Origin of the sequence: Kribbella qitaiheensis, assembly GCF_042657745.1 — a bacterium.
Lineage (GTDB): Bacteria > Actinomycetota > Actinomycetes > Propionibacteriales > Kribbellaceae > Kribbella > Kribbella qitaiheensis.
Map to the genome: position 1 here is coordinate 279,618 of NZ_JBHSKE010000034.1, position 25,250 is coordinate 304,867.

Consider the following 25,250-nt stretch of genomic DNA (forward strand, 5'->3'; position numbering starts at 1 on the left):
CGGGAGACTGCCTGAATGAACCGAATTGCGGTGCTGGCGGATGTGCATGGGGTGTTGCCTGCTCTGGAGGCTGTGCTGGCCGAAGCCGACGTGGCAGGGGCGGAGGTGATCGTGCTGGCCGGGGATATCGCCAGTGGGCCGTTGCCGGTGGAGACGTTGGATCTGCTGGTGGGGTTGGGTGAACGGGCGGTCTGGGTTCGGGGGAACGCGGACCGGGAGTTGGTGGCGATGGCTCGTGGGGAGTTCCGCGGGGAGGCGCCGGACGACGTGAGTCCGTGGGCGGCCGGGGAGTTGCGGGCGGATCAGGTCGAGCTGCTGGATCGGCTGCCGACGAGTGTGACCATCGGCGACACGCTGTTCTGCCATGCGACTCCTCGCGACGACGAGGAGATGGTGCTGGTGGACAGTCCGATCTCGCGGTGGGCGGACGTGCTCAGCGGCGTACCGGAGGAAGTCAGGACCATCGTGTGTGGGCACACGCACATGCCATTCGCCCGGCAAGTCGATCGGCGGTTGGTGGTCAACGCCGGCAGCGTCGGGATGCCGTACGGCGCACCCGGAGCTAGCTGGGCTCTGCTGACGGCCGACGGCGTCGAGCTCAGGCGCACTCACTTCGACACGGCAGCCGCCGCGGAGCAACTCGCCAAGCAGTCGTCGCACCCCGGGATTGAGACCTGGATGGACGAGTACCTCCGGTCCAACTACTCCGACACCGACGCCCTCGCCGCGTTCAGGCCGCGCTCGGAGGGCTGACCGGCTACCGTCAGGGCATGTTCGCGCGGCGTCGGAAGCACTTCGGGACTCCGGCCGACAAGGCGACCTATGCCACCCTGCATACCGCCTCGCTGGCCACGCCGAGCCTGCGTGAAGGTCTCACCCCGGCCGCGGCGGGCAAGGCCAGCAAGCACCTGCGCGACCTCCTCGGTACCGCGGCGATCGCCATCTGCGACTCCTCCGGCGTGCTGGCCTGGGACGGCGTCGGCGGTCCGTACGAGAGCAACCACCGCCGCGACGCCAAGGCGATCGCCGCCGCGACCCTGCGCACCGGCCGTACTGCGGTACTCGGCCCGCACGACGTCGCCTGCGATGACCCGCAATGCCCCGTCCGTACTGCGGTGGTGGCTCCGATCGTGACGGAGGATCACGTGGTGGCCGTGCTGGTCGCCTACAGCCCGCGCTCCTCGGCCGCACTCGTCCGGGCCACCGAGGAGGTGGCTCGCTGGGTCTCCGGCCAGGTGGAGCTCGCCGAGCTGAACAAGGAGCGCACTCGCGCGATGGAGGCCGAGTTGAGGGCGCTCCGGGCGCAGATCAGCCCGCACTTCATCTACAACGCGCTGGCCGCGATCGCCTCCTTCGTCCGGACCGATCCCGAGCGGGCCCGGGAACTTCTGCTCGAGTTCGCCGACTTCTCCCGCTACGCGCTGCGCCGGGGTGGCGAGTTCACCACGCTGTCGGACGAGCTCCGCAACGTCGAGCGGTACCTCGTGCTGGAGCAGGCGCGGTTCGGCGAACGCCTGAAGGTGTCCCTGTTGATCGCGCCGGAGGTGCTGTCGGTCGCGATCCCCTTCCTGGTGGTCCAGCCGCTGGTCGAGAACGCAGTACGGCACGGTCTGGACGGCACCACGGGCATCGGGCGGATCACCATCCGGGCGCAGGATCGCGGACTGGAGGCGGAGATCAGTGTCGAGGACGACGGTGCCGGCAGTGATCCCGAGGTGATCCGCGCGGCGCTGGCCGGCGAGTCCGCGGGCGACTCCGTCGGCCTCGGCAACGTCGACGCCCGGCTGCGGCAGGTGTACGGCGACGCCCACGGCCTGGTGGTCGAGACCGCGCCCGAGGCAGGCACAAAGGTCAGTTTCCGGGTCCCCAAATACTCCTCAGGCGTGCACGCGTCGGCTTAGTGCCCCTTGAACGGTCTGGCATGAGTGCTGGCAGCGTCCAGGTGCGTGCGTCGCAAGGCGGAGAAGTGGCCTCGATGCGGGTTTCATCGTGGCCACTTCTCCGCCGCCGCGAGGTGCGTGCCTGGGCGTTGCCAGTGCCATGCCAGACCGTTCAAGGGGCACTAGTGTGTGGGCCATGACCGACTCTCCGCTCCGGGTTCTCGTCGCTGACGACGAGGAGCCTGCGCTGGCCGAGTTGGTGTATCTGCTGTCGCAGGACAAACGGATCGGCGAGATCCGGTCTGCGTCCAACGGCCCCGACGCGCTGAAGATCCTGCAGGCGGCTGACCTCGACGTGGTGTTCTGCGACATCAAGATGCCCGGGCTGGACGGCATCGACCTGGCCCGGGTGCTGTCGAAGTTCGCCAGCCGCCCGCAGATCGTCTTCGTCACCGCTTACGACGAGCACGCGGTCGCGGCCTTCGACCTGGACGCGACGGACTACGTGATGAAGCCGGTCCGGGCCGAGCGCCTGACCGAGGCCGTACGCCGGGTCGTCAGCGCGGGGACTCCTACCACGACGCAGCCGCAGGACGACTCCGACGACGAGACGATCCCGGTCGAGCTGGCCGGCGTCACCCGGTTCGTACAGCGCTCGACCGTCCGGTACGTCGAGGCGCAGGGCGACTACGCGCGACTCCACACCGGCCAGAACTCGCACCTGGTCCGGGTCCCGCTCAGCACCCTGGAGGAGCGCTGGCGCGATGCGGGCTTCACCCGGATCCACCGCAGCACCCTGGTCGCCCTCGCCCATGTGGACGAGATGCGCGTGGACGGCGGCCGCTGCGCTGTCCGGGTCGGCGACGACTGGCTGCCGGTCAGCCGCCGGCACACCCGCGAACTGCGCGACCTGCTGGTCCGCTCGACCTCACTGCGCGGATGAAGCGGGTCGGATGAGTACGCCGGACGCGCCGCGGCGGATCCGGGTGACGAGCCCGCGGACCAGCGCGGCACGGCGTTCGAGCAGCCACACCGGCACCCGGGAGATCGACGAGCAGACCCGTGTCGGCGAGGTCTACATGCACTCACTGATCCAGTCGCAACTCCGGCTCGCGCTCACGGTGATCCTCGCAGCCGCGATAACGCTGGGCGGTCTGCCGCTGCTGTTCTGGCTGGTCCCGGCGACTCGGACGTTGGGCGTCTTCGGACTGCCGCTGCCCTGGCTCCTGCTCGGCGTGGTCGTCTACCCGGTGGTGTACGTCGCCGCCCGCGTCTACGTCCGCAAGGCCGAGCGGATCGAAGCCGAGTTCACCGAGTTCGTGGGTCGGAAATAGATGTCCTCGGCAATGAGTCTGACGGCGATCGGGCTGGTGATCGCGGCCACGATCGGGATCGGCCTGTTCGGCCTGCGGATCTCCCGCACCACGAGCGACTTCTACGTCGCCAGCCGGGCCGTCACCCCACGCTGGAACGCGTCCGCGATCAGCGGCGAATACTTGTCGGCGGCATCTTTCCTCGGAGTCGCCGGGCTGGTGCTGGTGAACGGCGCCGACATGCTCTGGTTCTCGGTCGGTTACACCGTCGGCTACCTGATGCTGCTGGTGCTGATCGCGGCGCCGCTGCGCAGATCCGGCGCCTACACGTTGCCCGACTTCGCCGAGACCCGCTTCGAGTCCGCGCTGGTCCGGCGGATCTGCTCCTTCCTGGTGGTCGGTATCGGCACGCTCTACCTGCTGCCCCAGTTGCGCGGTGCCGGGCTGACCCTCCGCACGGTGACCGGCGCGCCCACCTCGGTCGGTGCGGCCGTGGTCGCCGTGATCGTGGTGATCAACGTCGCCGCCGGCGGGATGCGCTCGATCACCTTTGTCCAGGCGTTCCAGTACTGGCTGAAGCTGACCGCCCTGGCCGCGCCGATCTTCGTCATCCTGATCGCCTGGCGCTCGTCCGAGCACCCGGTCGGCCTGCTGGACTCCCTGCACGGAGCCGGGGCCGAGTGGGCCGAGCCACTGTCCACCGCGGGCGGCCGCGACCACCCGCTCTACGCGACGTACTCGTTGCTCCTGGCCCTTTGTTTCGGGACGATGGGGCTGCCGCACGTGCTGGTCCGGTTCTACACGAACCCGGACGGACGAGCCGCCCGCCGTACCACGGTCGTCGTGCTGGCCCTGCTCGGCGCGTTCTACCTCTTCCCCCCGATGTACGCCGTACTGGGGCGGGCCTTCGCGCCGGACTTGATCGGTATCGGCTCGGACACGGTGGTTCTCGAGCTGCCGGGCAGGATTTTCCCTGGCACAGCAGGGGATCTGCTCGGCGCACTCGTGGCTGCCGGGGCGTTCGCGGCGTTCCTGTCGACCTCGTCCGGGTTGACCGTCGCCATCGCGGGCGTGATCGACCAGGACCTGTTGCGCGGCAGGTTGAACCGGGTGACCGGTGGGGACTACCTGGCCGTCAACGGCTTCCGGATCGCCGCTCTGCTGGCGATCGCGCTTCCCTATCTGGCGTTCGAGCTGACCGGCAGGTTGAGCCTGGCCGACACGGTCGGGCTCGCGTTCGCGGTGGCCGCGTCCACCTTCTGCCCGTTGCTGGTGCTCGGGATCTGGTGGCGCCGGATGTCGACGGTGGGTGCCGCGGCCGGGCTCCTGGTCGGTGGGGTCGCGGCGATCACCGCGGTGCTGGTGAACGTGATCGGGCCGCCCAGCGGTGGCTGGCCGAAGGCGCTGTTCGGGCAACCGGCGGCCTGGACGATGCCGCTGGCCTTCCTCACCATGATCGTCGTCTCCAAGCTCACCCCGCATCGGGTCCCGCCCGGCACCGCCCGCAGCCTGGTCCGCCTGCACACCCCCGAAGCCGTCGACGTCGACCGCAGCTTCCCCCAACCCTGACGTTTGTCCGCAGGAAGCCGTTCGTCGTGCGCTTCCGACCGCTCGTCGCACGGGTGGGACCCGCCGACCGAGGGGTGACGGCCGCTGAGCGCAGGGTGCGCGCGGGAGGTGTCGGAGCGTGAGTGACGTGGCGCACAGTACGGGCAGCAACGCCCCTGCGCCGGACTCCGCCCGGCCCGAATCCCGTCTGGAGGTCACCGCGATGAGCGAAACCCGCCGCGCGGACGGCGACCCTGAACTGACGACGTACCGAGATGTCCAGCTGTCCCCGGACTTCTCCGAACTGCGTCGCCGGTTCCGGCGCTTCGTGTTCCCGATGACAGGCCTGTTCCTGGCCTGGTACTTCCTCTACGTCCTGCTCGCCGCGTACGCCCCCGACTTCATGTCGCACAAGGTCGCCGGCAACATCAACGTCGCGCTGCTGTTCGGGCTCGGCCAGTTCGTCTCGACCTTCGCGATCACGATGATCTACGTCCGCTGGGCCGACAAGGAGATCGACCCCGCCGCCGAGAAGATGCGGCACCTGATCGAGGGAGAACTCCAGTGAGCGCGCCCATGATGTTGCCGCTGGCAACCGAGATCGGCAACCCGACGGTCAACATCGCGATCTTCGCGCTGTTCGTGGTGGCCACCCTGGCGATCGTGATCCGGGCTTCGCGGAACAACCGGACCGCGGCCGACTACTACGCCGGCGGCCGGTCGTTCACCGGGCCGCAGAACGGCATCGCGATCGCGGGCGACTACCTGTCCGCCGCGTCCTTCCTGGGCATCGCCGGTGCGATCGCGCTGAACGGCTACGACGGCTTCCTGTACTCGATCGGCTTCCTGGTCGCCTGGCTGGTGGCCCTGCTGCTGGTCGCCGAGCTGATCCGGAACACCGGCCGCTTCACGATGGCCGACGTGCTGTCCTTCCGTTTGAAGCAGCGCCCGGTCCGGATGGCCGCGGCGATCTCGACGCTGGTGGTCAGCTTCTTCTACCTGCTGGCCCAGATGGCCGGTGCCGGTGGTCTGGTCGCCTTGCTGCTGGGCATCTCGGGCCGCGCCGGTCAGAGCGTGGTGATCGCGGTGGTCGGCCTGCTGATGGTCACCTACGTGCTCGTCGGCGGCATGAAGGGCACCACCTGGGTCCAGATCGTCAAGGCGGTGCTGCTCGTCATCGGCGCCGGCATCATGACGCTCTGGGTGCTCGCGAAGTACGCCTTCAACCTGTCCGACCTGCTCGGTGCCGCGGTCGACAAGAGCCCGGCCGGCGAGAAGCTGCTCAACCCGGGCCTGCAGTACGGCGCGACCGGGATCAGCAAGCTCGACTTCATCTCGCTCGCGCTGGCCCTGGTGCTCGGCACCGCCGGCCTGCCGCACGTGCTGATGCGCTTCTACACGGTCCCCTCGTCCAAGGAGGCCCGGCGCAGCGTCTCGTGGGCGATCTGGATCATCGGCATCTTCTACCTGTTCACCCTCGTGCTCGGGTACGGCGCGGCCGCGCTGGTCGGTCCCGACGCGATCCGGGCGGCTCCGGGCAAGGCGAACTCGGCGGCACCGCTGCTGGCGTACGAGCTGGGTGGTGAGCTCCTCCTCGGGGTGATCTCCGCGGTCGCGTTCGCCACGATCCTCGCGGTGGTGGCCGGCCTGACGATCACGGCGAGCGCGTCCTTCGCGCACGACATCTACGGCCAGGTGATCAAGAAGGGCCAGGTCAGCGGCGACGGCGAGGTCCGGGTCGCCCGGATCACCGTGCTGGTGATCGGTGTGGTCGCGATCATCGGCGGCATCTTCGCCAACGGCCAGAACATCGCCTTCCTGGTCGCCCTGGCCTTCGCGGTCGCGGCGAGCGCGAACCTGCCGACCATCCTCTACTCACTGTTCTGGCGGCGCTTCAACACCCGTGGCGCGCTCTGGAGCATCTACGGCGGCCTGGCCTCCTCGATCATCCTGATCGCGTTCTCCCCGGTCGTCTCCGGCAAGGTCGACGCCAAGACCGGCGCCAGCCTGTCGATGATCACCGACACCAGCATCGACTTCCACTGGTTCCCGCTGGACAACCCGGGCATCGTCTCGATCCCGCTCGCGTTCGTGCTCGGCATCGTGGGCACGCTGACCAGCAAGGAAGGCACGAACATCGACAAGTTCGCCGAGATGGAGGTCCGCTCCCTGACCGGCGCGGGCGCCGAGAAGGCGGTCCGGCACTAGTCCAGCCCACCGAGACCTGTCAGGCAGGCCCTGCTGCGTTCCCGCGAACCTGCCTGACAGCACTACCTCCGCCCTCCGCGACGGGCCCGGCGAACCAGCCGGGCCCGTCCGGCGTTCCACCCGATGGCGGAAACGCCGCGGCCCCGCAACCGCCGTGCGGTCGGCCGCTGGCGGGGATCAGCCGACCTTGACGCTGGGCCAGAGCTCGAGGAACTCCCAGTACGACCGCTCGCCGCGCGACTCCTCGGCCGCGTGCAGCCGCCCGAAGGTGAAGGCGTTGCCGCCGTCCAGCTGGACCTGGACCGCGAGCTGCCTGATCAGCTCCCTCGCGACCACGCTGTCCTGGTGGTCCCCGAGCACTTCCTGCGCCTGCTCGGCCCGCCCGACGAGCTCGGTCGCCTGCGCGCCGAGCACCGGTTCGGCCGACTCCGCGGCGTACCGGAGTCGTTTGGCGGCCTTGCGGATCTCGTGCAGCTCGTGATCCCGCTCGGCGATGTCCTCGGCACTCTCCATCCGGCGGACCGCCTTCCGCATCCGCTTCCAGTCGTGCTTCAGCAGCTCGGGGAGTTGCTTGACCGCCTTGCGCGGTGGGTCCGGAGTCAGCGGCGGCTTGGACAGCAGCTCGTCGAGGGTGTCGAGCAGGCGGAAGTATCGCTCGCTCTCGAGCGCCGCGAGCGCCTCCACCCGGGCCGCCTTGTAGACGCGTCGCAGGTGGTCGTCGATGGTGCCGGCGACCCGGCCCATCACCAGCTCGACCGGTTGCGCGTCGACCGCAGTACTGAAGTGCTCGCGCAGAACTTCGGCGTCGCGGGCGCCACCGAGCTCACCGGCGAGCCACTTCAGCTCCGCCCGGATCTGGTCCCCCGTCTCCCGATCGACCACCGGCCGGTACGTCGCGAGCGCGGACCGCAGCCGCCGGGTTGCCACTCGCATCTTGTGCACCGAGTCGGGCAGGTCTCGCCGTACTTCGGGGTCGCGCAGGTGGATCGCCTTCACCTGCGCCCCGGCGTAGGCGTGGAACAGGTCGGCCGTGACCGGCTTGGCGGGCAGCGTCCACGAGTCGGGGGCGGGAACGCGATCGCCGAGCGCGCGGGCCAGCTTGCTCGGCCCCGACGCGGGCTTGGCGCCGGCGGCCAGGAGCAGCGGCGTCGCGGCCTCCAGCAGCTCCGGCTCACCGTTGACCAGCTCGACCTCCCACTCGCGCCAGCTCTCGGTGACGTCGTCGACGGTCGAGGTCACCTCGTCGTCGCTCACCTCGGCGAGGACCTCGCCCTCGGCGTCGAGCAGCCGGTGCACGATCCGGCGGGTCGCCAGGGTCACCACCGGCACGAGCTCGCGGTCACGGACGTGCACCCGGACCGTGCGCACCACCTGGATCGGCACCTTGCGGACCGCCCGGCCGAGCGGGTGGCGGATCTCCAGCCGCTCGCCCGCGGAGATCGGCAGCTTCACGTGCCAGCCGTCGTCCTCACCACCGGTCCGCCGGCGCAAGGTCACCTTGGCCGCGGCGAGATCGTAGGCCGCGGTGTCGAAGTACACCGCCTGCAGCTGCAGCTCGACCGGCTGCGCGACACTGGCGACGCCGGGCAACTCGTGCAGCGCGGGCAGGATCGCATACTCGTCGACGTCGTACTTGGTCTCGATCTCAACCTGCTCAGTCGGCGTCATGTCCCTTGTTTACCAGTCGCGACCAGTCGGTCCTACCCCGTTGCGTGTCAAGATTCCCGATCGGCGGCAGCCCGGAGTTCATCCAACAGACGCTCAAGGTCCCGGTCCTGTACACCTGCCCGTCCGGACAGCGGGTCCTTCGGAATGGGCTGGCGGCGGCGATTCCACTCCAGCCCCGCGACGACGAGCACCAGCACGACGATCAGCCACATGGCTCTGCTCCTCCGGGAATGAGACCGATGGCCTTGAAGAAGGTGTAGTGGAAGGTGCCACCGGGCTCGGCTGATCGCTCCAGGGCACGGATCCCCTGCTGCCACTGCGCAGGCGACCGCATTCCGGCGGCGAGCGCCCGCTCCCGGACCGACTCGACCATCGCGATGAACGTCTTGCGGGTGAATCCGTCGACCAGGTGCGGCAGGGTCTCGTCGGCGTACACGGTGCACGGCCAGGCTCGGACGTCGTCGTAACCGGCGCCAGCCAGCAGTGGCTGCAACTGCCGTCCGATCAGCGCGTCACCGCCGGCGTCTGCCTGTAGATCGGTCAGGCAGTCGATAAGCGCCTGTGCGTCGTCGCTGCGCGGGTGGAAGAACGCCGAACCGTGGTCGCCCTCGATCACCGTGATCGAGCCGCCCGGCCGCACCAGCCTCCGCAGTACGGCGAGCGCCTGCTGGGGTTCCGGGAGATGCTCGAGCACAAAGCAGACGAAGAGGTGGTCGAACGAGTGGTCCTCGAACGACAGTTCCAGCAGGTCGCCGTGGTGCCACTCCACCCGTGCACCCGGCGCCTCAGCGGCAACCCGGGCCTTGGCGAGCGCCAGCGACTCCTCGGAGATGTCGACCGAGACGAGGTCGATCCCCGGGCTGCCGGTCACCAGTTGCACGGTCTGCGCGCCGACGCCGCAGCCGACCTCGAGCACCCGGCTGCCGGCCGGATACCTGGTCCCGCCGTGCAGCAAGTCGGCCAGCGTCCTCGCCTGGTCGGTGAGCCGGCGCGTCTCGTCGGCGGTGTACCCGTGCACGTAGTCAGTTCCCATAAACCCAAGGTGCCGCCACAATGGTCCGGTGAACAGGTCCAATCAGTCGAAGATTGGTAGGTCCATAATCGGCGAATCGATCCCTCAGCCGCCTGGGGCGGACTTCCTCCAACTGCGTCCGAAGGATGCGCCGGCGGGCGGGCTGGCCGACTGGCTGGCTGAGCGTTTCCGCGCCGCGATCTCCGACGGGCGGCTACCGATCGGCAGCCGGCTCCCTGCGACCCGCGTGCTGGCCGTCGAGCTCCAGGTCTCCCGCGGCGTCGTCACCGAGGCCTACCAACGCCTCACCGAGGACGGCCACGTAGCCGGCCGAGGCCGGGCGGGGACGGTAGTAGTCGCCGCCCCGATCAGCACTTCCCGCACCGACTCCGACGGCTTTACCAGAATGACTGATGGTGTTGTTCCGGAACCGGGGCTGGAAATGTTCGACGCGATGCGGGCGCTACCCGCAAGGATCGACCTCACGCCCGGGGTGCCTGACCTGGCCGCGTTCCCGCGCGCCGCCTACCTCAAGGCCGAGCGGGCTGTCCTCACCGACCTGTCTGCCTCAGCCTTCGGCTACGGAAAACCAGCCGGTACTCCGGAACTACGGCTGGCCGTCGCGAACTGGATCGCGCGCAACCGTGGCATCAAGGCCGACCCCGCCGACCTCATCATCGTGGCGGGCGTCTCCCAGGCCTTGAGCCTGGTCTCACAGGTGCTGCAGAACGACGGCATCGACGAGATCGCCGTCGAGGACCCTGGCTCACTCGGGTCACGACTGCACCTGCAGGGCTGGGGAATGCGGACTCCACCCATCCCAGTCGACTCCGACGGACTCCGGGTGGACGCCCTCCGCGAGAGTGGTGCACGAGCCGTCGTGGTCACACCCGCGCACCAGTTCCCGACGGGCGTAGTACTGGACGGCGAGCGGCGGCGGGAGCTGATGCAGTGGGCCACCGAGGGCGGATTGATCCTGGAGGACGACTACGACGCGGAGCACCGGTACGACCGGCCGCCGGTTCCCGCTCTGCGGGCGATGCTGACCGATCGCGTCATCTATGCGGGCAGCCTCTCGAAGATCCTCGCCCCGGCGCTGCGGATCGGCTGGATGCTGCCGCCGGCGCAGTACCGCGAAGCGCTGGTCGGCGCGAAACGCCTCGCGGATCTGGGCAACGCGACCCTGCCACAGTTGGTGATCGCCCACTTGATGGAGTTTGGCGAGCTGGAACGCCAGCTCCGCTTCGTCCGCAGGCGCCATCGGCAACGCCGCGATGCGATGATCGATGCCATCAGCAACCACATCCCCGGCGCCACCGTGCACGGCGCCGCCGCCGGGCTGCACCTCACCATCACGTTCGACGACCAGCAGATCGACGACCGCCGGCTGGCCTCGGCAACTCTGAAGCTCGGTGTGAAGACCGAGCCACTGTCCTGGCACTACCAGGAACCCCGATCGCCGGGCCTGGTGCTCGGCTACGCAGCCCGCACGCCCACCGAGATCACCGAGGCGATCGCCACCATCGCGGAAGTACTGCGCTGATGCCGCGGCGGATCAGGGCTCGATCAGGCCGGCGCGGATGGCGTAGCGGGTCAGCTCGGTGCGGTCGCGCATGCCCAGCTTCTGCAGGATGTTGGCGCGATGCCGCTCGACCGTCTTGGGACTGATGGTCAGCGCGTTGGCGATCTCCTTGGAGGAGTGGCCTTCCGCGATCAGCTTGACCACCTCGTCCTCGCGCGGCGTGAGCACCTGGCCCGGCAGCCGCTCGCCGCGGCGTACCCGTTCGAGGTAGTCACGCACCAGCGTGCTCATCACGCCCGGGTAGAGGAAGGACTCGCCGCGGGCTGCCGCGCGGCAGGCGTCCACCAGGTCGCGATCGGCGACGGACTTCAGCACGTACCCCGAGGCCCCCGCCTTCAGCGCGGCGAAGAAGTATTGCTCGTTGTCGTACATCGACAGCATCAGGATGCGCGGTGGATCGCGCCGCCGGGACAGTTCCAGCGCGGCCTGCAAACCGGTCATCCGGGGCATCGCCACATCGAGAACCGCCAGGTCGACGGGCGTAGTACGAGCGATCTCGACCGCCTCGGCACCGTCGCCGGCCTCGGCCACCACGGTCAGGTCGGGCTCGTTGTCGAGGATCAGCCGGACGCCCCGGCGGACGAGCGCGTGATCGTCCGCGAGCAGGATCCGGGTCACGACAGGCCTTCCGCCGCGACGAACAACCGGACCGCGGTACCCCGACCGGGGCTGTCGTCGACCCGGAGCTCGCCACCGATGAGCAGGGCTCTTTCCCGCATCCCGCGGATACCCGTACCTTCCTCGGCTCCCCGCAGACCGCGGCCGTTGTCCTCGATGCCCAGCACCAGTTGCGTGCCCTGGCGGCGCAGCGACAGCTCGACCAGGTCGGCCCCCGAGTGGCGCGCCACGTTGGTCAGGGCTTCCTGGGCGACTCGGTAGATCACCAACTCGGTCTCCGGAGCAACCGGCGGCAACCCAGGCGAGAAGACCCGGCGGACGTGGATCCCCCGTGCGGAGAACTCTGTCGCCAACGCGGCCAGCGCGTTGTGAAGCCCCAAATCCTCCAGTACTCCGGGCCGCAGCCGCCGGGCCACCTCACGAACCTCGTCCAACCCGGCCCGGGTCGTCTCCTGGACCAGCGAGATCTCATCCAGCAACTCCTCGGGAGCCCGGTCGGCCAGCCGCTTCAGGCCGAGCAGGACCGCGGTCAGGCTCTGGCCGATCTCGTCGTGCAACTCCTGGGCGATCCGGTGCCGCTCGGCTTCCTGGGCAGCCAGCGCCTTCGCGTTGCTGGTTCCTCGCTCGATCTCCAGCCGGGTCAGCATCGCGTTGAAACTCTTCACGAGCTTCGCCACCGTCCCGCTGCCGTCCTCGGGCAGCCGCTGGCCCGGGCGCTGCAGATCGACCTGCTCCATCAGTCGGATCAACCGGTCCAGCGGCGCGAGGCTGGTGCGCAGCAGGAGCGACTTCAGCACCACGATTCCGGCCAGCCCGAGCAGCAGCACGATCGCCTCGGACACCAGAACCTGGGCGGAGACCGTGACCGGCAGCAACGCGAGCGCAACTGTCGCGGCCACCAGTACCAGCCCGTTGATCAAGCAGACCCGCCAGTACAGGGGCATTCCCATTCCCGAGCTCACCGTTCCACCCTCACCCACGCCGATCGGACTGTCCACGCACCCGGCCGAAGTTGGGGTGCAGCACTCATACCCCCGCCCCACCCTGCCGACAGAGACTGGCCTTGCGGCGGACGGCCGGCAGACGTGGGGTTCGCCGACCGTCCCGCCGCACCAGCAACCCCCACCGCCGACTGCACCCGTCGCGTCGGCACCCGAGGAGCCGGCCATGCCCTCCACCCCAGGCACCACCGTCCCAGCCCCAAGCACCACAGCGGCACAGCTCGCGGCGGGCCTCCCGCCCGATGGAGGCTGGCGGTGGGTAGTTGCCGGGGTCATCGTGCTGGCCGTCTTGGTGATTTTGGCCCTCCGGACGACTCCGCGCGGCTGCTGGCTGGTGGTCAGCCGGTTCGGCCGGGTTGTTCGGGTGGTGGACTCCGGCCTGGCTCTGCGGTTGCCCTTCATCGAACGCTGCCACTCCTTTCCTCGGACCTCGCTGCACCTGCCAATCACGGTGTCCGCCCGCACGCGGGACGCAGTACCGGTCCATCTGCTCGCGACCGCGGTCGTGCGGATCATGGACCCGGGCGTCGCCGCCGGTTGCGCGGACCCGGTCGGCTCCGCGGCCGGCGCCGTTGAGACCGCACTCGCCCAATACATCTCCTATGTCGAGACTGCAGACCTGCTGGCACTCCGGACGAAACCCTTGGCCGAGGAGCTCGGACGGACGTCCGAGTTCGGCCTGACCGTGGACCTGGTCGTTGTCGACGGCATCGAAACCGAGCTCACCCCGGGACTCCTGGGCCTGGCGCCGACTCATACGAAGTACCGCAACCAGACGTAGACCCAGGCCATCGAGATACTGAGCGCCGTCACCACGATGCCGTACCGGGTGAACTGCCAGAAGGTGATGTGGTGACCGGTCCGCGAAGCGATGCCCAGGGCAACCACATTCGCGCTGGCGGCCACCGCAGTACCGTTGCCGCCGAAGTCCGCGCCGAGAGCGAAGGCCCACCACAACGACTGCCCGCTGTCCGGATCCGGCGCCTCGGCGACGACGCCCTCCACCACCGGCGTCATGGTCGCGACGTACGGGATGTTGTCGAAGAACGCCCCCAGCACTCCGGAGCCGAACAGCAGCGCGGTCGCCGCGACCAGGTAGTTGTCGCCGACCTGGGCGACCGCCCAGTGACCGATCTCGGAGATGACTCCGGTGTGCACGAGTCCGGCCACCATCACGAACAGCCCCATGAAGAAGACCAGGGTCGACCACTCCACCTCGCGCAGTACGTCGGGCACGTCGACCCCGGAGACCAGGACCATCGCGCCGGCTCCGACGAGGGCGACGATGGACGGCTCCAGGTGCAGCACCGAGTGCAGGGCGAACCCGACCACCACCAAGGCCAGTACGACGAGGCAGCGCGCCAGCAGGCGGCCGTCCTTGATCGCCCGGCGCTCCTGCAGGGCGAGCACAGCCGCCACCTGCTCGGGGTTGTAGCGGAAAGAGCGGCGGAACAGCAACCGGGTGAGCAGGACGAAGGCCACGAAGACGATCACCACGATCGGCGCCATGTGCACCAGGAAGTCGTTGAACGTCAGGCCTGCCCGGCTGCCGATGATGATGTTCGGCGGATCGCCGATCAGGGTGGCGGCACCACCGATGTTCGAGGCGAGCACCTCGGCGATCAGGTACGGCTGGGCCGGGATCCGGAGCCGGTCGCAGACCACCACAGTGACCGGCGCGACCAGCATGATCGTGGTGACGTTGTCCAGGAACGGCGACGCGATCGCGGTGATCACCATCAGCATCACCATCAGCCGGTAGGGCTCGCCGCGGGACCGCTTCGCCGCCCAGATGCCGAGGTAGTCGAACACCCCGGTCTGCTTGATGATGCCGACGATGATCATCATGCCGAGCAGCAGGAAGATGACGTTCCAGTCGATTCCCTCGTGCTCGGAGTAGAACACCTCGGCACCCGGGGCCAGCCCGAGCAGCACCATCACGGCGGCCGCGATCAGCACGACCTTGACCTTGTTCGCCTTCTCGGTGGCGATGAAGAAGAACGCCAGCGCGAAGATCGCCAGCGCGAGAACCTGTCTCACCGGGTCACCCCGGCGGCGGCTCGCCGGGCCCGGTGACCGCGAGACTGGTCAGCAGCCGCTCCAGCGTGATCGTCCCGGTCAGTACGCCGTCCGGCCCGACCACGGCCACCAGCGGACTGCGCAGTCGTGCCATCACGGCGGCGATCTCCAGCAGGGTGGCATCGGCGGAGACCGTGGCCGGCCGGAGCGGCTGGCGCGGCAGGCAGTCGCCGACGGACAGGCCGCCCAACTCACGCCAGAACGAGTCCGCCCGGGCCTCGTCGACCGTGCGGGCCAGCATCGGGTCCTCCTGGAACGACCCGGGGATCGCGAGCCGCAGTACCTGCGAACCGGGGAGCACCGCGGTCGGCCGGGAGTCCGCGTCGACCACGATCAGCCCGGGCAGCCGTCCGACCGCCATCATCCGGACCGCCTTCGCCACCGGGTCCGCGCTCGTCACGGTCGGGAGACTGACAGCGATATCACCGGCCTGCATGGCACCGTCCCGTCGTTCCGAGGCGGGCCTCGCCGGGACCCCGGCCGTGACCGTCGGAGAGACTCCCATGTCGCGCACCTCACCTCTGCACTGGAGCTCGGCCGCCTCGGATCCACGAGGCAGCTTGTCCAGAAAGTCTTGCTGCGCGAGAGCTGCGGCTGAATGGGTTCCAGCACCCATCTCCCCGAGAGCCGGAGCTGCGGGGCTACGAGGTCAGCGGGTGTAGAGCGGTGACATCGCGAGGGTGAAGGCGATCATGTCGTCCTTGTCGGCCTTGCCGGGCGGCAGCGGGACGAGGTCGATGAGCTTGTCGGTGCCGACGCGGATGATGGCGCGGCCGCTGGCGGTGTCGACGTAGCCCTCGTCGCCCAGCGGGACGGACTCCGAGGTCGCGGCTTTGCGGGCTGGTGCGATCACCTTCTCGGCGTCGGCGACCCGGCGGACGCTGGTGTAGAGGACGCCGGTCGCCGTGATCCAGCCGCACACCAGGTCGCCCGCGTCGGTCTCGCTGTCCCGGCGGATCATCGCGGGCTCGCCGAGCACCTTGTCCGCCTTGGACGAGCCGCGCTCGCACTCCTGCCGCGTGATCAGCGGTGCCGCCTCCGCCAGCCCAGGCGCCTGCTGCAGCGCTTCCTGCCCCAGTACTACGTACTTCGCGACCGTGGCGGGCGGTCCGCTGACCTTCACGAGCTTCCCGTCCAGCAGGAACACCACGAAGCGGCTGGTGCCGAACCCACCCTGTCCCAGCTTGACGGGCTTCGCCGGCTCCGCCTTGGTGGCGTCGTAGGCCTTCCGTGCCGCGGCAAGAGTCGCCGGGGTCGCGGGGAGCACGGAGATGCCGACCCGCAGTACCGGGCCGCTGGGACTCGTGCTGAGGCCCAGCTGGCACACGTCGTACGTCGGGAGGCCGAACTCGGCCGGGACGCCCTTCGGCTGGATCTGAACCACCGGTACGGCGAGAGTGGTCTGCACGAGCGTCTGGTCCATCCGCACGCACAGGGTGTCCGCGACCTTGGACGTCGGCGGCCCGCTCGGCGTCTGCGAAGGGGTCTCGGATGGCGTCTCGGTCGGCGTCGTACTGACGGACACCAGCGGCGGCACGTTCGGCGCGTCCTCCGCCCCGGGCCCCCCGCAACCGGCCAGGACGAGCACGCCTGCCACGACGAGGGCTACCGGACGGATACGCATGGTGACCCAGACTAGTTACTCGCGGCTTTCGAGGAATTCCTTGGTCTTGGCGATGGCGAAGCCCCAGCCCTGGCTCACCGTGGGCTCCGGCGGGATCGCCACCTCGTCGGGATTGGTCAGGACGTCGAGCAGCACGGGCCCCGGCGTCGCGAGCGCCCGCTTGACCGCCTCGTCCACCTCGCCCGGAGCGGTGACCCGGATCCCGGTCATCCCGATCGCCACGGCGACCGCCGCGAAGTCCGGGTTCTGCAGCTTCGTCCCGTACTCCGGGAGACCGACCTGCTCCATCTCCAGCTTCACCATGCCGAGGCGTTCGTTGTCGAACACCACCAGCTTCACCGGCAACTCGTAGGAGACGGCGGTGATCAGGTCACCCAGCAGCATCGACAGGCCGCCGTCACCGCAGAACGCGATCACCTGGCGGTCCCGGTCCGTCGCGGCCAGGCCGAGCGCCTGCGGCATCGCGTTCGCCATCGAGCCGAGGTTGTACGACCCCACCAGCCGCCGGTCGCCGCGCAGCCGGAGGAACCGGGCAAGCCATACCGTCGACATCCCGGTGTCACTGGTGAAGATCGCGTCGTCCGCCGCGTGCCGGTCGATCGCGGCCGCGAGCAGCTCGGGCCGGATCCGCGCGTCCGGGTTGTCCACCCTGCGGCGCAGCAGCCCCTTCGGCTTCCGGTCGAACTTCGGGTCGGTGAACTGCTGCTGCCGCTCCCGCCAGGCGGAGTACGACGCTCTGGCCTTGTCGAGGTGGCTCGTATCGGTCTTCTGGTGGAGCAAGGGCAGCAGTTGGGCGAGCGTCGGGCGCGCGTGCCCGACCAGGCCGTGGTCGACCGCAACCCGCCGGCCGATGTGCTCGCCACGCAGGTCCAGCTGGACGACTGTCTTGCCCGCCGGCAGGAACTCGCGGTACGGGAAGTCGGTGCCGACCAGGAACAGCGCGTCGCAGCCGTCGAACGCCACCTTGCTCGCGTGATTGCCGAGCAGGCCCGACTGTCCGACCTCCTGCGGCACCTGCTCCTCGAAGCCCTCCTTGGCCTTCAGCGTGAGCACCACCGGCGCTGCCAGCGTGGTCGCCAACTGCTGCACCTCGGTGAGCGCCTCACGGGCGCCGATCCCGACCAGCAGCGTGACCTTCTCGGCCGCGTTCAGCGCCGCCGCGGCCTGCTCGAGCTCGGCCGGATCGGGAACCGTGCGCGACGCCGGCTCGAGGAACTTCGGCACCGGCGTGCCATTCGGTACTTCGAGGCCGCCGACGTCGCCGGGGATCGACAGGACGGCGACCCCGCGCTCAGTCAGGGCCGCGTTCACGGCCTGCTCGATCAACGCGGGCGCCTGCTCCGGGGTGGTGATGGTCTCCCGGTAGACGGCGACGTCCGCGAACAGGGCGTCGTTGTCCACCTCCTGGAAGAAGTCGCTGCCGATCTCCTCGCGAGGCACCTGGCCACAGATCGCGAGCACCGGGACGCGGGACTTCGCCGCGTCGTACAGGCCGTTGAGCAAGTGGATCGCGCCTGGCCCGACGGTGCCCATGCAGACGCCGAGCCGTCCCGTCAGCGTCGCCTGGGCGCCGGCCGCGAAGGCGCCGGCCTCCTCGTGCCGGACGCCGATCCACTCGACTCTGTCCTCGCGGCGGATCGCGTCGGTGACCGGGTTGAGGGCGTCGCCGACAACACCCCAGACGGTGGTGACGCCATGGTCGGCCAGAGATTCGACGAGCAACTCAGCGATGGTGGTCATGCCGCTCCTTGGAACCGAAGGGTCTGGTTCGAAGCTACGCCTGTACCCCGGTCCGGAGATCGCGCTCACGGACGGCGTGCTCGTCGGTGCGCGAGTCGTACCGCCAGAACTCGCGCAGCCAGACCGAGGTGCCGATCACGCCCGCGACGCAGAGGATGCCGCCGCTGACGATCGCCGTACGGACGCCGGCGACGTCCGCGACCAGGCCGGAGCGGGCCTGGCCGCCGAGCGGGCCGAGCGAGTACCCGAGCATCTCGATGCCGGCCAGCCGCCCGCGCATCTCATCCGGGATGGTCTGGTTCCAGATCACCGAGCGGAACAGCACCGAGACCATGTCGGCGCCGCCGGCCACCGCGAAGAAGGCGATCGCGAACCAGATGTTCGGCGCCAGCCCGGCGATCCCGACCGCGGCGCCCCAGGTCATGGTGGCGATCACCACCGCCCGGCCCTGGTGGTGCACCCGTTTGGCCCAGCCGCTGGTCAGGCTGGCGATCATCGCGCCGATCGCCTCGGCGCTGTAGAGCAGGCCGAGCAGTTTCGGTTCCTTCAACACGTCCGTCGCGAAGGCGGGGAAGAGCACGATCGGCATCGCCAGGAACATGCCGACCATGTCGACCAGATAGGTGGCGAGCAGGTCCTTGCGGCGGAACGCGTAGACGATCCCGTCGCCGATCCCCCGCAGGCTCGGCGGCGTACTGTGCTCGCTCGGCTTGTAGGAACCGAGCCGCAGGTACAGGGCGGTCGCGATGATCAGCCCGGTCAACTCGACCCCGAACGCCCAGCTCACGCCCACCGTCCCGACCAGGACGCCACCCAGCGCGGGCCCGGCGAGCTGGCCGATCTGCATCGTCAACGAGGTCAGCGCCACCGCCGCGGCCATCTCCTCGTGCTTCACCACTCGCGGGAACAGCGCCTCGCGGCTGGGTCGCTGCAGCGAGGTGGCGATCGCGTTCAGCGCGCCGCAGACGTAGATGAGCCAGATCCGCGGGTTGTCGAGCAGCGAGTTGCCCAGCATCAACGCGCAGATCAGGGCCTGCGCGATCCCCGTCGCGATCAGCATCTTCCGCCGATCCACGTGGTCGGCCAGCGCCCCGCCGTACAGGCCGAAGACGACCAGTGGCGCGATCGTCACCAGGCCCATCGCGCCGACCGCGAAGTTCGAGCCGGTCAGCTGGTAGAGCTGGAACGGCAGCGCGACATAGCCGACCATGCCACCGAGGAAGAACACCGACCCGGCGACCACCAGAATGCGGAAGTCGCGGGAACCGTGCCACGGGGTCAGATCGACGCGGAGCCGGGCCAGCCGGGCGCGGAAAGTGGTTGCCACCGGCCCATGGTGTCATCGGCGTCCCGGCAGGACGAACCTGTTTTACCCCTTGGCTACCGCTGTCGCCGCTGCATCGGCCCTGCGTTGGTCAGCGGGGCAGCAGCGGGAGGAGGCCGCTGAGGTCGGTGCGTTCGCCGCTGGCGCGGACCTTGCCGGTCGCGCGGGCCTCGGTCCAGCCGATCCGGCCCAGCGCCAGGTCGATCCACAGCTCGGCCGGCAGTTCCACGACTGCGCCAGGAGTGCCACGGGTGTGCCGGGGTCCCTCGATGCACTGCACAGCGCCGTACGGCGGTACTCGCACCTCCACCGCGTGTCCCGGAGCCTTGGCCACCAGGAGCTTCAGCAGACCCTTCACGAGCAGCTTGAGGTCGGCCCGTCCGGCTTCGCCGGCGTCGTACCGGCTCAGTGCTGCTTCGAGTGCCTGGTCCGGCGTCACGTCCTTCTCCACGACGGGCCAGCGTACGCCGCGCCTGCTGTTGCAGAGGTTTCAGCGTCTGTTCGGGAACAGGTTTCGCTGACGGCCCCTTCGTACCCGATAATCAGATGGCGACCGAGAGAACCGAAGCGGAGGTCGGATGCTCACGCCCAGGCACCAGGCGCTGCTGGCGACACTGGCGGGAATGACCGTCGGTGTGGCCGTCTTCGGCACGGTTCTGGCGATCAACAACGCATCGAGCCCGGACACCTCCGCGGACACCGTGCGGACCTCGCCGACGCCGACGCCGAAGCCGTCCGCGACCGACGGCCTGCAGCCGGGTTCGCTGCAGTTCACGACGGCCAACTTCGGCTCCGACAAGGCCCCGATCACCTCCGAGGTGCCGGCCGGCTGGAAGAGCACCCAGGGAGGTCTCCGCCCGCGGTACGCCGATCCGACCGGCGTCTGGCAGATCCGCTTCGACGCCCGCGGCAGCAAGCAGTCGCCGGACAAGCAGGTGGACGCCCGCGCCCGGAGCATCGACGAGGCGGACCTCAAAGTGATCAGCCGCGACGGCGGGACGCTGATCTACACCTACGTCGACAAGACCCGCGGCCCCCGGATGGGCCTGTCCCGCTGGCTCCCGGCCGACGACGGCAAGCGCTCCGCGATCGAGATCACCGTCGGCGGCCGCCCCCAGGACGAAGCCGGCCTCCGCGCCGTCCTCGACCACGCCACCGACACCCTCCAACTCCCCACGAACAACGACAACCGCCCGAGCTAGCGGTTCGTACAGCTGGAGCGTGGTGCGAGCCGCGGGTCAGCAGTTCAGGTCGGTGGTGGGGGCGGTGCCTTTCAGGAGGTAGGTTTCGACGGCGTTGTCGACGCAGGCATTGCCTTCGTTGTAGCCGGTGTGGCCGTCGCCGTCGCGGGTGATCAGCACGCCGCTCTCCAGCTGCTCCGCCAGCCCGACCGCCCACGCGTACGGCGTCGCCGGGTCGCGGGTGGTTCCGACGACCACGATCGGCTTCGCGCCGGGCGCCTTGATGGCGTGCGGCTTGTCCTCCGGCTTCACCGGCCAGTTCGCGCAGGCCAGCGACCCCCAGAGCAGGAACGAGCCGAACCGTGGCGAGGCCGCCTGGTACGCCGCCTCCTGCGACTTCGCCTGGGCGATCGAGCTGATGTCGGGGCGATCGACGCAGTTCACCGCGTAGATCACCTCGTTGGCGTTGTTCGAGTACCCGCGCGGGGTGCGGTCGGTGTACTCGTCGGCCAGCGCCAGCAGCCGGGCGCCCTTCCCGGCCAGCCCGTCGAGCACCGCATCCTCGAGCCGCGGCCAGTAGTCCTTCAGATACAGGGGATAGATGACGCCCAGCACGACCATCGCCTGGGTCACCTCGCGCTTGCCGTCGCCCGGGAGCGGGTTGGCGTCGCTGTCGTTGAGCAGCTTGTCGACCTTGGCGAGCACCTCGCCCTTGGTGCTGCCGAGCCGGCAGGAACGCTGCGCGCAGTCCTCCGCGAACGCCTCCAGCGCGGTGTCGAACCCCTTGGCCTGGGCCATGTTGTTCGACTCGGACGACTTCGACGGGTCCACCGCGCCGTCCAGCACGAGTCGGCCGACGTTCTTCGGGAAGAGCTCCGCGTAGGTCGCGCCGAGCAGGGTGCCGTAGGACATGCCGAGGTAGTAGAGCTCGGAGTCGCCGACGATGGCTCGCAGTACGTCGATGTCGCGGGCGGCGTCCTTCGTCGAGACGTGCGGCAGCAGCTCGCCGGAGCGCTGCTCACAGCCGTCGGCCATTGTCTTGGCCTCGGTGTTCAGCTGGTTGATCTCGGCCTCGTTGTCGGGGCTGCCGTCCGCGGCGATGAATTGGTCCAGCTGCTCGGTGTCGAGGCAGCGGACCGGCGTCGACTCGCCCACTCCGCGCGGGTCCCAGCCGACCACGTCGAACTTCCGCAGCAGCGGCGCCCCCAGCACGAACCCGGCCGCGGCAGCGAACTCCTGACCGGAGGCGCCCGGACCGCCCGGATTGATGAAGAGCGTGCCGATCTTGCCGGTGCGATCGCGGGCCGGAACCTTGCGGGCGCGCAACTCGATCGTCTTGCCGGAAGGGTTGTCGTAGTCGAGCGGCACGGTGATGGTCGCGCACTGGTTACCCGAGCCGCAGCGCTCCCAGTCGGGCTGCTGCTGGTAGAACTTCTCGAGCCCCGCGGGGATCGGCCCGGCTGGTCCCTTGGTCGCGGTGCCGCCTGGCTGGGTACTGCTTCCACCGTCGGCGTCCTGCGCCCGGCTGGCCACACCACAGCCCGCTGTCAGGAGCGCCAGGGCTGCCAGCACTGCTGTTGTCCTGCGCGTCTTCACTGCGAGCCGTCTCCCGTACCGTCGCCTGCTCCTGCATCCCGTTCGTCTCCGGTATCCGCCACGGATTCCGGAGCCGGCGCCGCGTCCTCGTGGCTCACCCGTCGCCGCCTGCGGGGCTTCCGCCTGCGAGTGGTCGGGCTCACCTGGTCCGGCTCCGGCGTTTCCACCTGTGCCGGCTCAGCAGCTTCTGCCGAGTCTGCAGCCGGTACGGAGACCTCCGGGGAGTCTGGCAGGCGCTGGGGGTCCTGGAGGTCCACTGGCAGCGGCGCGTCGGGGGTAGTGGTCGGCGACGCCTCGTACTGCTGGCGCGGCGAGCACACGTCGGCGCGGCTGCAGGCACACCTGCGTCCGGAGGCCGCCAGCCGCACCACGACCGTGTCGCTCGGCACGTTGTGCCCGACGACCACGCCGTCCCCCGCCGGCGTCTCAACCGCAGTACCGGTGGCCGGAGCCTTCGCGTTGAACTCCTGGTACAGCGGGTGCTCGTACTTCAGGCAGCACATCAGCCGCCCGCAGGCGCCGGAGATCTTCAGCGGGTTGAGCGGCAGGTCCTGGTCCTTCGCCATCCGGACGCTGACCGGCTCGAAGTCCTTCAGGAAGGTCGCGCAGCACAGGTCGCGACCACACGGCCCGATTCCACCCTGCAGGCGGGCCTCGTCGCGGGCGCCGACCTGGCGCAGCTCGATCCGGGCCCGCAGACCACGGGCGAGATCGCGGACCAGGTCGCGGAAATCCACCCGGTGCGGCGCGGAGAAGTACACGATGACCAGTTGGTCGACGTCCGCGCGGCGGTCCACGAAGTCGATGCCGACCACCTTCATCGGCAGGCCGTGCTCGCGGATCAGCCGCTTCGCGGTCAGCCGGGCGTCGGCCCGGCGCTGCCGGTTCTGCTCGTCGCGGTCCAGGTCGGCCGCGGTCGCGACGCCCTCACACTGCGGCAGCCCACCGATCTCCTCGGTGACGTACTGCGGCGCCCAGACGCACTCGGCGACCTCGGGCCCGTCATCGGTTGGGACCAGCACTTTGTCCCCGACCCGCGGTCTGTACGGGCCGGGGTCCAGGTAGTACAGCCGCCCGTAGCGCTCGAACGACACCGCCATCACCATGCCCACGCCGTCAGCCTACGTGGCGATCAGAGCTTGATCAGCGTTTCGTGCCTCTGACGCTGCCGTCGAGCAGGTCGCCGTCCGGGCCGTAGGCGATGCAGAGCACTTTCCGGTCGCCCTCGTCCCAGCTCGCGGAGTCGGGGTACCAGAAGTCCGTGTCGAGGCGGGATTTGCCGATCTCGATGCCGACATACGCCAGGAACGCCTTGTCGCAGGTCGCCTCGGACGCCTTCACGACCGCCGACTCGCCGGGCCAGGCCTGGGCCGGGAGCGTCTCGACCGCGAACATCTCGGCATCATGCGGCTCGAGGCATACCTCGCGCTCGACCTCGTCGTCGGAACCGACCTCGTCGAAGCATTCCCCGACCGCGAGCTCATCGACGTACGTCGCCGGCACGGACGAGGTAGGCGCTGGCGCTCCGTAGTACTCCTCGCCACTGCCGGTCGAGTCGAGCGCGAACATGATCACGAGCAGGATGGCCCAGCCCGTGGTGACCAGGCTGCCGATCACCAGCCCGGCGACGGCCTGCCCGGTACCGCTCTCCCGGCGCTTCTTGATCTGGACCAGGGCGGCGATGCCCAGCCCGATCGCGATCGGCGCGGTGATCCCGAAGAACAGCCCTGCCAGGCCCGTGACCAGCGCGGCGATCGCGAGAGCGTTCGTCTTGTCCTGCAGGGCACCCGGGTATCCGTAGCCATAGCCGTACGGCGGCGGGTACCCGGGTTGCTGCGGGTAGGGTTGCCAGTTCGGCGCAGGCTGCTGCCCGTACGGCGGGCCCTGAGGCGTCGGCTGATACGGCGAGCCCAGCGGCTGGTACGGCGGCTGTTGCTGAGGTTGCTGGTACGGCGAGGGCTGCTGGTACTGCTCGTAGGGCGAGGGCTGTTGGTAGGACGGCTGGGCCGGCGGCTGCGGGCGTCCGTAGGTGGGGAACTCGCGGGGTGTGTCCTGCGGCCGGATGTCCTGCGGGCGGTTCGGGTCAGGTTGGTTCGGCTCGGGCCGGTACTGGTCCGGACCGGATGGCGGCTGGCTCAAGGCTGCTCCCCAGGGCTCTGCGTCGGATGGTGTTCGAGTGATTGCGACGCAGGCGTCAGCGCTGAGATCCGCGCATGGTGCCGGTCAATTGTTTGCCGAGTTGTCCGACCATGCACAAGACGTTGCCGTCAGCAACGGCACGATCTTCCAGCACGACGTAGTACATGTCCAGGTCCGAGGTCTCGAACGACTTGCCGATGAACGTCGCGAAGGCGGCCGCGCACTGCTGGGTGGCGACCTGGCCCTTCTGCTCGCTGGACAGCCCGGTCAGCGTCGCGCGGACCTTCGCGAAGGCCTCGCCGCTGTGCAGCGCGCCGCAGTCGGCGATCCGGACCACCCGCGGCGTCTGGGCCTCCAGGTCCGCGTCGAAGCACTGCCCCACCTGAACCTCGCTGATCACCGTGGTCCGGCCGATGCCCGCGCGCTGTTCGCCGTACAGGTTGAGGCCCACGGCGACACCGATCGCGATCAGCCAGCACCCGCTGATCACCAGCGCGCTGATCGCCAGCGTTCGTCCACGCGCCCGGGACTTGCGGATCCGCGACAGCGCGATGAACGCCAGTACCGCGGCGACCGGCACAAGCCCCGGCAGGCTGAACGCGAACGCCGCCACGGCATAGCGATCCAGCCGACGTTGCGCTGGGCTCGGCACGCCCTCCAGCCAGGACTCGGCCGGCGGAAGCGGGTTCCGACCGGGCTGGATCGGGGAGGGCGGTTGGGTCATCCAGATCCTTCAG

Annotated in this window: 25 protein-coding genes; 10 read left to right on the forward strand and 15 right to left on the reverse strand. The window is 69.5% G+C overall.

Translation table 11 applies throughout. The features are described 5' to 3' along the window. The first annotated feature begins 15 nt into the window (after window positions 1-15). The 7 genes from ACFPJ1_RS23920 to ACFPJ1_RS23950 all read left to right on the forward strand — a co-directional run bounded on the left by ACFPJ1_RS23920 (window position 16) and on the right by ACFPJ1_RS23950 (window position 6,949). A complete protein-coding gene (locus tag ACFPJ1_RS23920; RefSeq protein ID WP_380107137.1) occupies window positions 16-753 on the forward strand; it encodes a metallophosphoesterase family protein in 738 nt (245 codons plus the stop codon). A gap of 17 nt (window positions 754-770) precedes the next feature. Then, the gene (locus tag ACFPJ1_RS23925; RefSeq protein ID WP_380107139.1) at window positions 771-1,901 is read left to right on the forward strand and encodes a histidine kinase; all 1,131 of its coding nucleotides are present in this window, start codon (window positions 771-773) and stop codon (window positions 1,899-1,901) included. 175 nt (window positions 1,902-2,076) lie between these two features. Continuing rightward, window positions 2,077-2,823, forward strand: a complete 747-nt coding sequence (locus ACFPJ1_RS23930) for a LytR/AlgR family response regulator transcription factor (protein ID WP_380107141.1) — start codon at window positions 2,077-2,079, stop codon at window positions 2,821-2,823. A 10-nt stretch (window positions 2,824-2,833) separates the two neighbouring features. After that, entirely contained in the window at window positions 2,834-3,214 is a 381-nt protein-coding gene (locus ACFPJ1_RS23935) for a hypothetical protein (RefSeq protein ID WP_380107143.1), read from the forward strand. A gap of 12 nt (window positions 3,215-3,226) precedes the next feature. Continuing rightward, window positions 3,227-4,762, forward strand: a complete 1,536-nt coding sequence (locus ACFPJ1_RS23940) for a sodium/solute symporter (RefSeq protein WP_380107145.1) — start codon at window positions 3,227-3,229, stop codon at window positions 4,760-4,762. 118 nt (window positions 4,763-4,880) lie between these two features. Beyond that, the gene (locus ACFPJ1_RS23945; protein ID WP_380107146.1) at window positions 4,881-5,309 is read left to right on the forward strand and encodes a DUF485 domain-containing protein; all 429 of its coding nucleotides are present in this window, start codon (window positions 4,881-4,883) and stop codon (window positions 5,307-5,309) included. 8 nt (window positions 5,310-5,317) lie between these two features. Continuing rightward, window positions 5,318-6,949, forward strand: a complete 1,632-nt coding sequence (locus ACFPJ1_RS23950) for a solute symporter family protein (RefSeq protein ID WP_380107369.1) — start codon at window positions 5,318-5,320, stop codon at window positions 6,947-6,949. 177 nt (window positions 6,950-7,126) lie between these two features. Here the strand turns inward: ACFPJ1_RS23950 and ACFPJ1_RS23955 are convergent, their stop codons facing one another. The 3 genes from ACFPJ1_RS23955 to ACFPJ1_RS23965 are packed head-to-tail and all read right to left on the reverse strand — an operon-like array spanning window position 7,127 to window position 9,650. Then, window positions 7,127-8,617: a CYTH and CHAD domain-containing protein gene (locus tag ACFPJ1_RS23955; protein WP_380107148.1), complete on the reverse strand. Its 1,491-nt coding sequence runs from the start codon at window positions 8,615-8,617 to the stop codon at window positions 7,127-7,129. Window positions 8,618-8,664: 47 nt separating this feature from the next. Beyond that, window positions 8,665-8,829, reverse strand: a complete 165-nt coding sequence (locus ACFPJ1_RS23960) for a hypothetical protein (RefSeq protein ID WP_380107149.1) — start codon at window positions 8,827-8,829, stop codon at window positions 8,665-8,667. After that, complete coding sequence (locus ACFPJ1_RS23965; protein ID WP_380107150.1) at window positions 8,820-9,650, reverse strand: methyltransferase domain-containing protein; 831 nt, start codon at window positions 9,648-9,650, stop codon at window positions 8,820-8,822. The genes ACFPJ1_RS23960 and ACFPJ1_RS23965 overlap by 10 nt, the downstream gene beginning before the upstream one ends. 28 nt (window positions 9,651-9,678) lie before the next feature. Between ACFPJ1_RS23965 and pdxR the strand changes: the two genes are divergently transcribed. Next, window positions 9,679-11,172 (forward strand): MocR-like pyridoxine biosynthesis transcription factor PdxR, encoded by a 1,494-nt coding sequence (pdxR, locus tag ACFPJ1_RS23970; RefSeq protein WP_380107151.1) that lies wholly within the window; start codon window positions 9,679-9,681, stop codon window positions 11,170-11,172. Between the two features lie 12 nt (window positions 11,173-11,184). Here pdxR and ACFPJ1_RS23975 read toward each other — a convergent pair whose 3' ends face one another. Both ACFPJ1_RS23975 and ACFPJ1_RS23980 read right to left on the reverse strand, forming a co-directional pair. Further along, a complete protein-coding gene (locus ACFPJ1_RS23975; protein WP_380107153.1) occupies window positions 11,185-11,829 on the reverse strand; it encodes a response regulator in 645 nt (214 codons plus the stop codon). Then, window positions 11,826-12,773 (reverse strand): HAMP domain-containing sensor histidine kinase, encoded by a 948-nt coding sequence (locus ACFPJ1_RS23980; RefSeq protein WP_380107155.1) that lies wholly within the window; start codon window positions 12,771-12,773, stop codon window positions 11,826-11,828. The genes ACFPJ1_RS23975 and ACFPJ1_RS23980 overlap by 4 nt, the downstream gene beginning before the upstream one ends. Window positions 12,774-12,996: 223 nt before the next feature. Here ACFPJ1_RS23980 and ACFPJ1_RS23985 point away from each other — a divergent pair, with 223 nt between their 5' ends. Continuing rightward, a complete protein-coding gene (locus tag ACFPJ1_RS23985; protein ID WP_380107157.1) occupies window positions 12,997-13,611 on the forward strand; it encodes an SPFH domain-containing protein in 615 nt (204 codons plus the stop codon). Here ACFPJ1_RS23985 and ACFPJ1_RS23990 read toward each other — a convergent pair. From ACFPJ1_RS23990 to ACFPJ1_RS24015, 6 genes are all read right to left on the reverse strand, one after another. Further along, window positions 13,584-14,870, reverse strand: coding sequence for an ArsB/NhaD family transporter (locus ACFPJ1_RS23990; RefSeq protein WP_380107159.1), 1,287 nt, complete (start codon window positions 14,868-14,870; stop codon window positions 13,584-13,586). The genes ACFPJ1_RS23985 and ACFPJ1_RS23990 overlap by 28 nt on opposite strands. 4 nt (window positions 14,871-14,874) lie before the next feature. Next, complete coding sequence (locus ACFPJ1_RS23995; protein ID WP_380107161.1) at window positions 14,875-15,414, reverse strand: CBS domain-containing protein; 540 nt, start codon at window positions 15,412-15,414, stop codon at window positions 14,875-14,877. 144 nt (window positions 15,415-15,558) lie between these two features. After that, on the reverse strand, window positions 15,559-16,533 hold the full coding sequence (locus tag ACFPJ1_RS24000; RefSeq protein ID WP_380107163.1) for a hypothetical protein: 975 nt from the start codon (window positions 16,531-16,533) through the stop codon (window positions 15,559-15,561). Between the two features lie 15 nt (window positions 16,534-16,548). Beyond that, the gene (locus ACFPJ1_RS24005; protein ID WP_380107164.1) at window positions 16,549-18,273 is read right to left on the reverse strand and encodes a thiamine pyrophosphate-dependent enzyme; all 1,725 of its coding nucleotides are present in this window, start codon (window positions 18,271-18,273) and stop codon (window positions 16,549-16,551) included. Window positions 18,274-18,307: 34 nt separating this feature from the next. Further along, window positions 18,308-19,600 (reverse strand): MFS transporter, encoded by a 1,293-nt coding sequence (locus tag ACFPJ1_RS24010; RefSeq protein ID WP_380107165.1) that lies wholly within the window; start codon window positions 19,598-19,600, stop codon window positions 18,308-18,310. Between the two features lie 88 nt (window positions 19,601-19,688). Then, the gene (locus tag ACFPJ1_RS24015) at window positions 19,689-20,048 is read right to left on the reverse strand and encodes a sterol carrier family protein (protein ID WP_380107167.1); all 360 of its coding nucleotides are present in this window, start codon (window positions 20,046-20,048) and stop codon (window positions 19,689-19,691) included. A gap of 127 nt (window positions 20,049-20,175) precedes the next feature. Between ACFPJ1_RS24015 and ACFPJ1_RS24020 the strand changes: the two genes are divergently transcribed. Beyond that, window positions 20,176-20,799, forward strand: a complete 624-nt coding sequence (locus ACFPJ1_RS24020) for a hypothetical protein (RefSeq protein ID WP_380107169.1) — start codon at window positions 20,176-20,178, stop codon at window positions 20,797-20,799. A gap of 36 nt (window positions 20,800-20,835) precedes the next feature. Here ACFPJ1_RS24020 and ACFPJ1_RS24025 read toward each other — a convergent pair whose 3' ends face one another. The 4 genes from ACFPJ1_RS24025 to ACFPJ1_RS24040 are packed head-to-tail and all read right to left on the reverse strand — an operon-like array spanning window position 20,836 to window position 25,237. Next, window positions 20,836-22,350, reverse strand: a complete 1,515-nt coding sequence (locus tag ACFPJ1_RS24025; RefSeq protein ID WP_380107170.1) for an alpha/beta hydrolase — start codon at window positions 22,348-22,350, stop codon at window positions 20,836-20,838. A gap of 20 nt (window positions 22,351-22,370) precedes the next feature. Further along, window positions 22,371-23,480 (reverse strand): PSP1 domain-containing protein, encoded by a 1,110-nt coding sequence (locus ACFPJ1_RS24030; protein ID WP_380107370.1) that lies wholly within the window; start codon window positions 23,478-23,480, stop codon window positions 22,371-22,373. Window positions 23,481-23,517: 37 nt separating this feature from the next. Further along, entirely contained in the window at window positions 23,518-24,513 is a 996-nt protein-coding gene (locus ACFPJ1_RS24035) for a DUF4190 domain-containing protein (protein WP_380107171.1), read from the reverse strand. Window positions 24,514-24,568: 55 nt separating this feature from the next. Continuing rightward, a complete protein-coding gene (locus ACFPJ1_RS24040) occupies window positions 24,569-25,237 on the reverse strand; it encodes a DUF4190 domain-containing protein (RefSeq protein ID WP_380107173.1) in 669 nt (222 codons plus the stop codon). Window positions 25,238-25,250 lie beyond the last annotated feature (13 nt).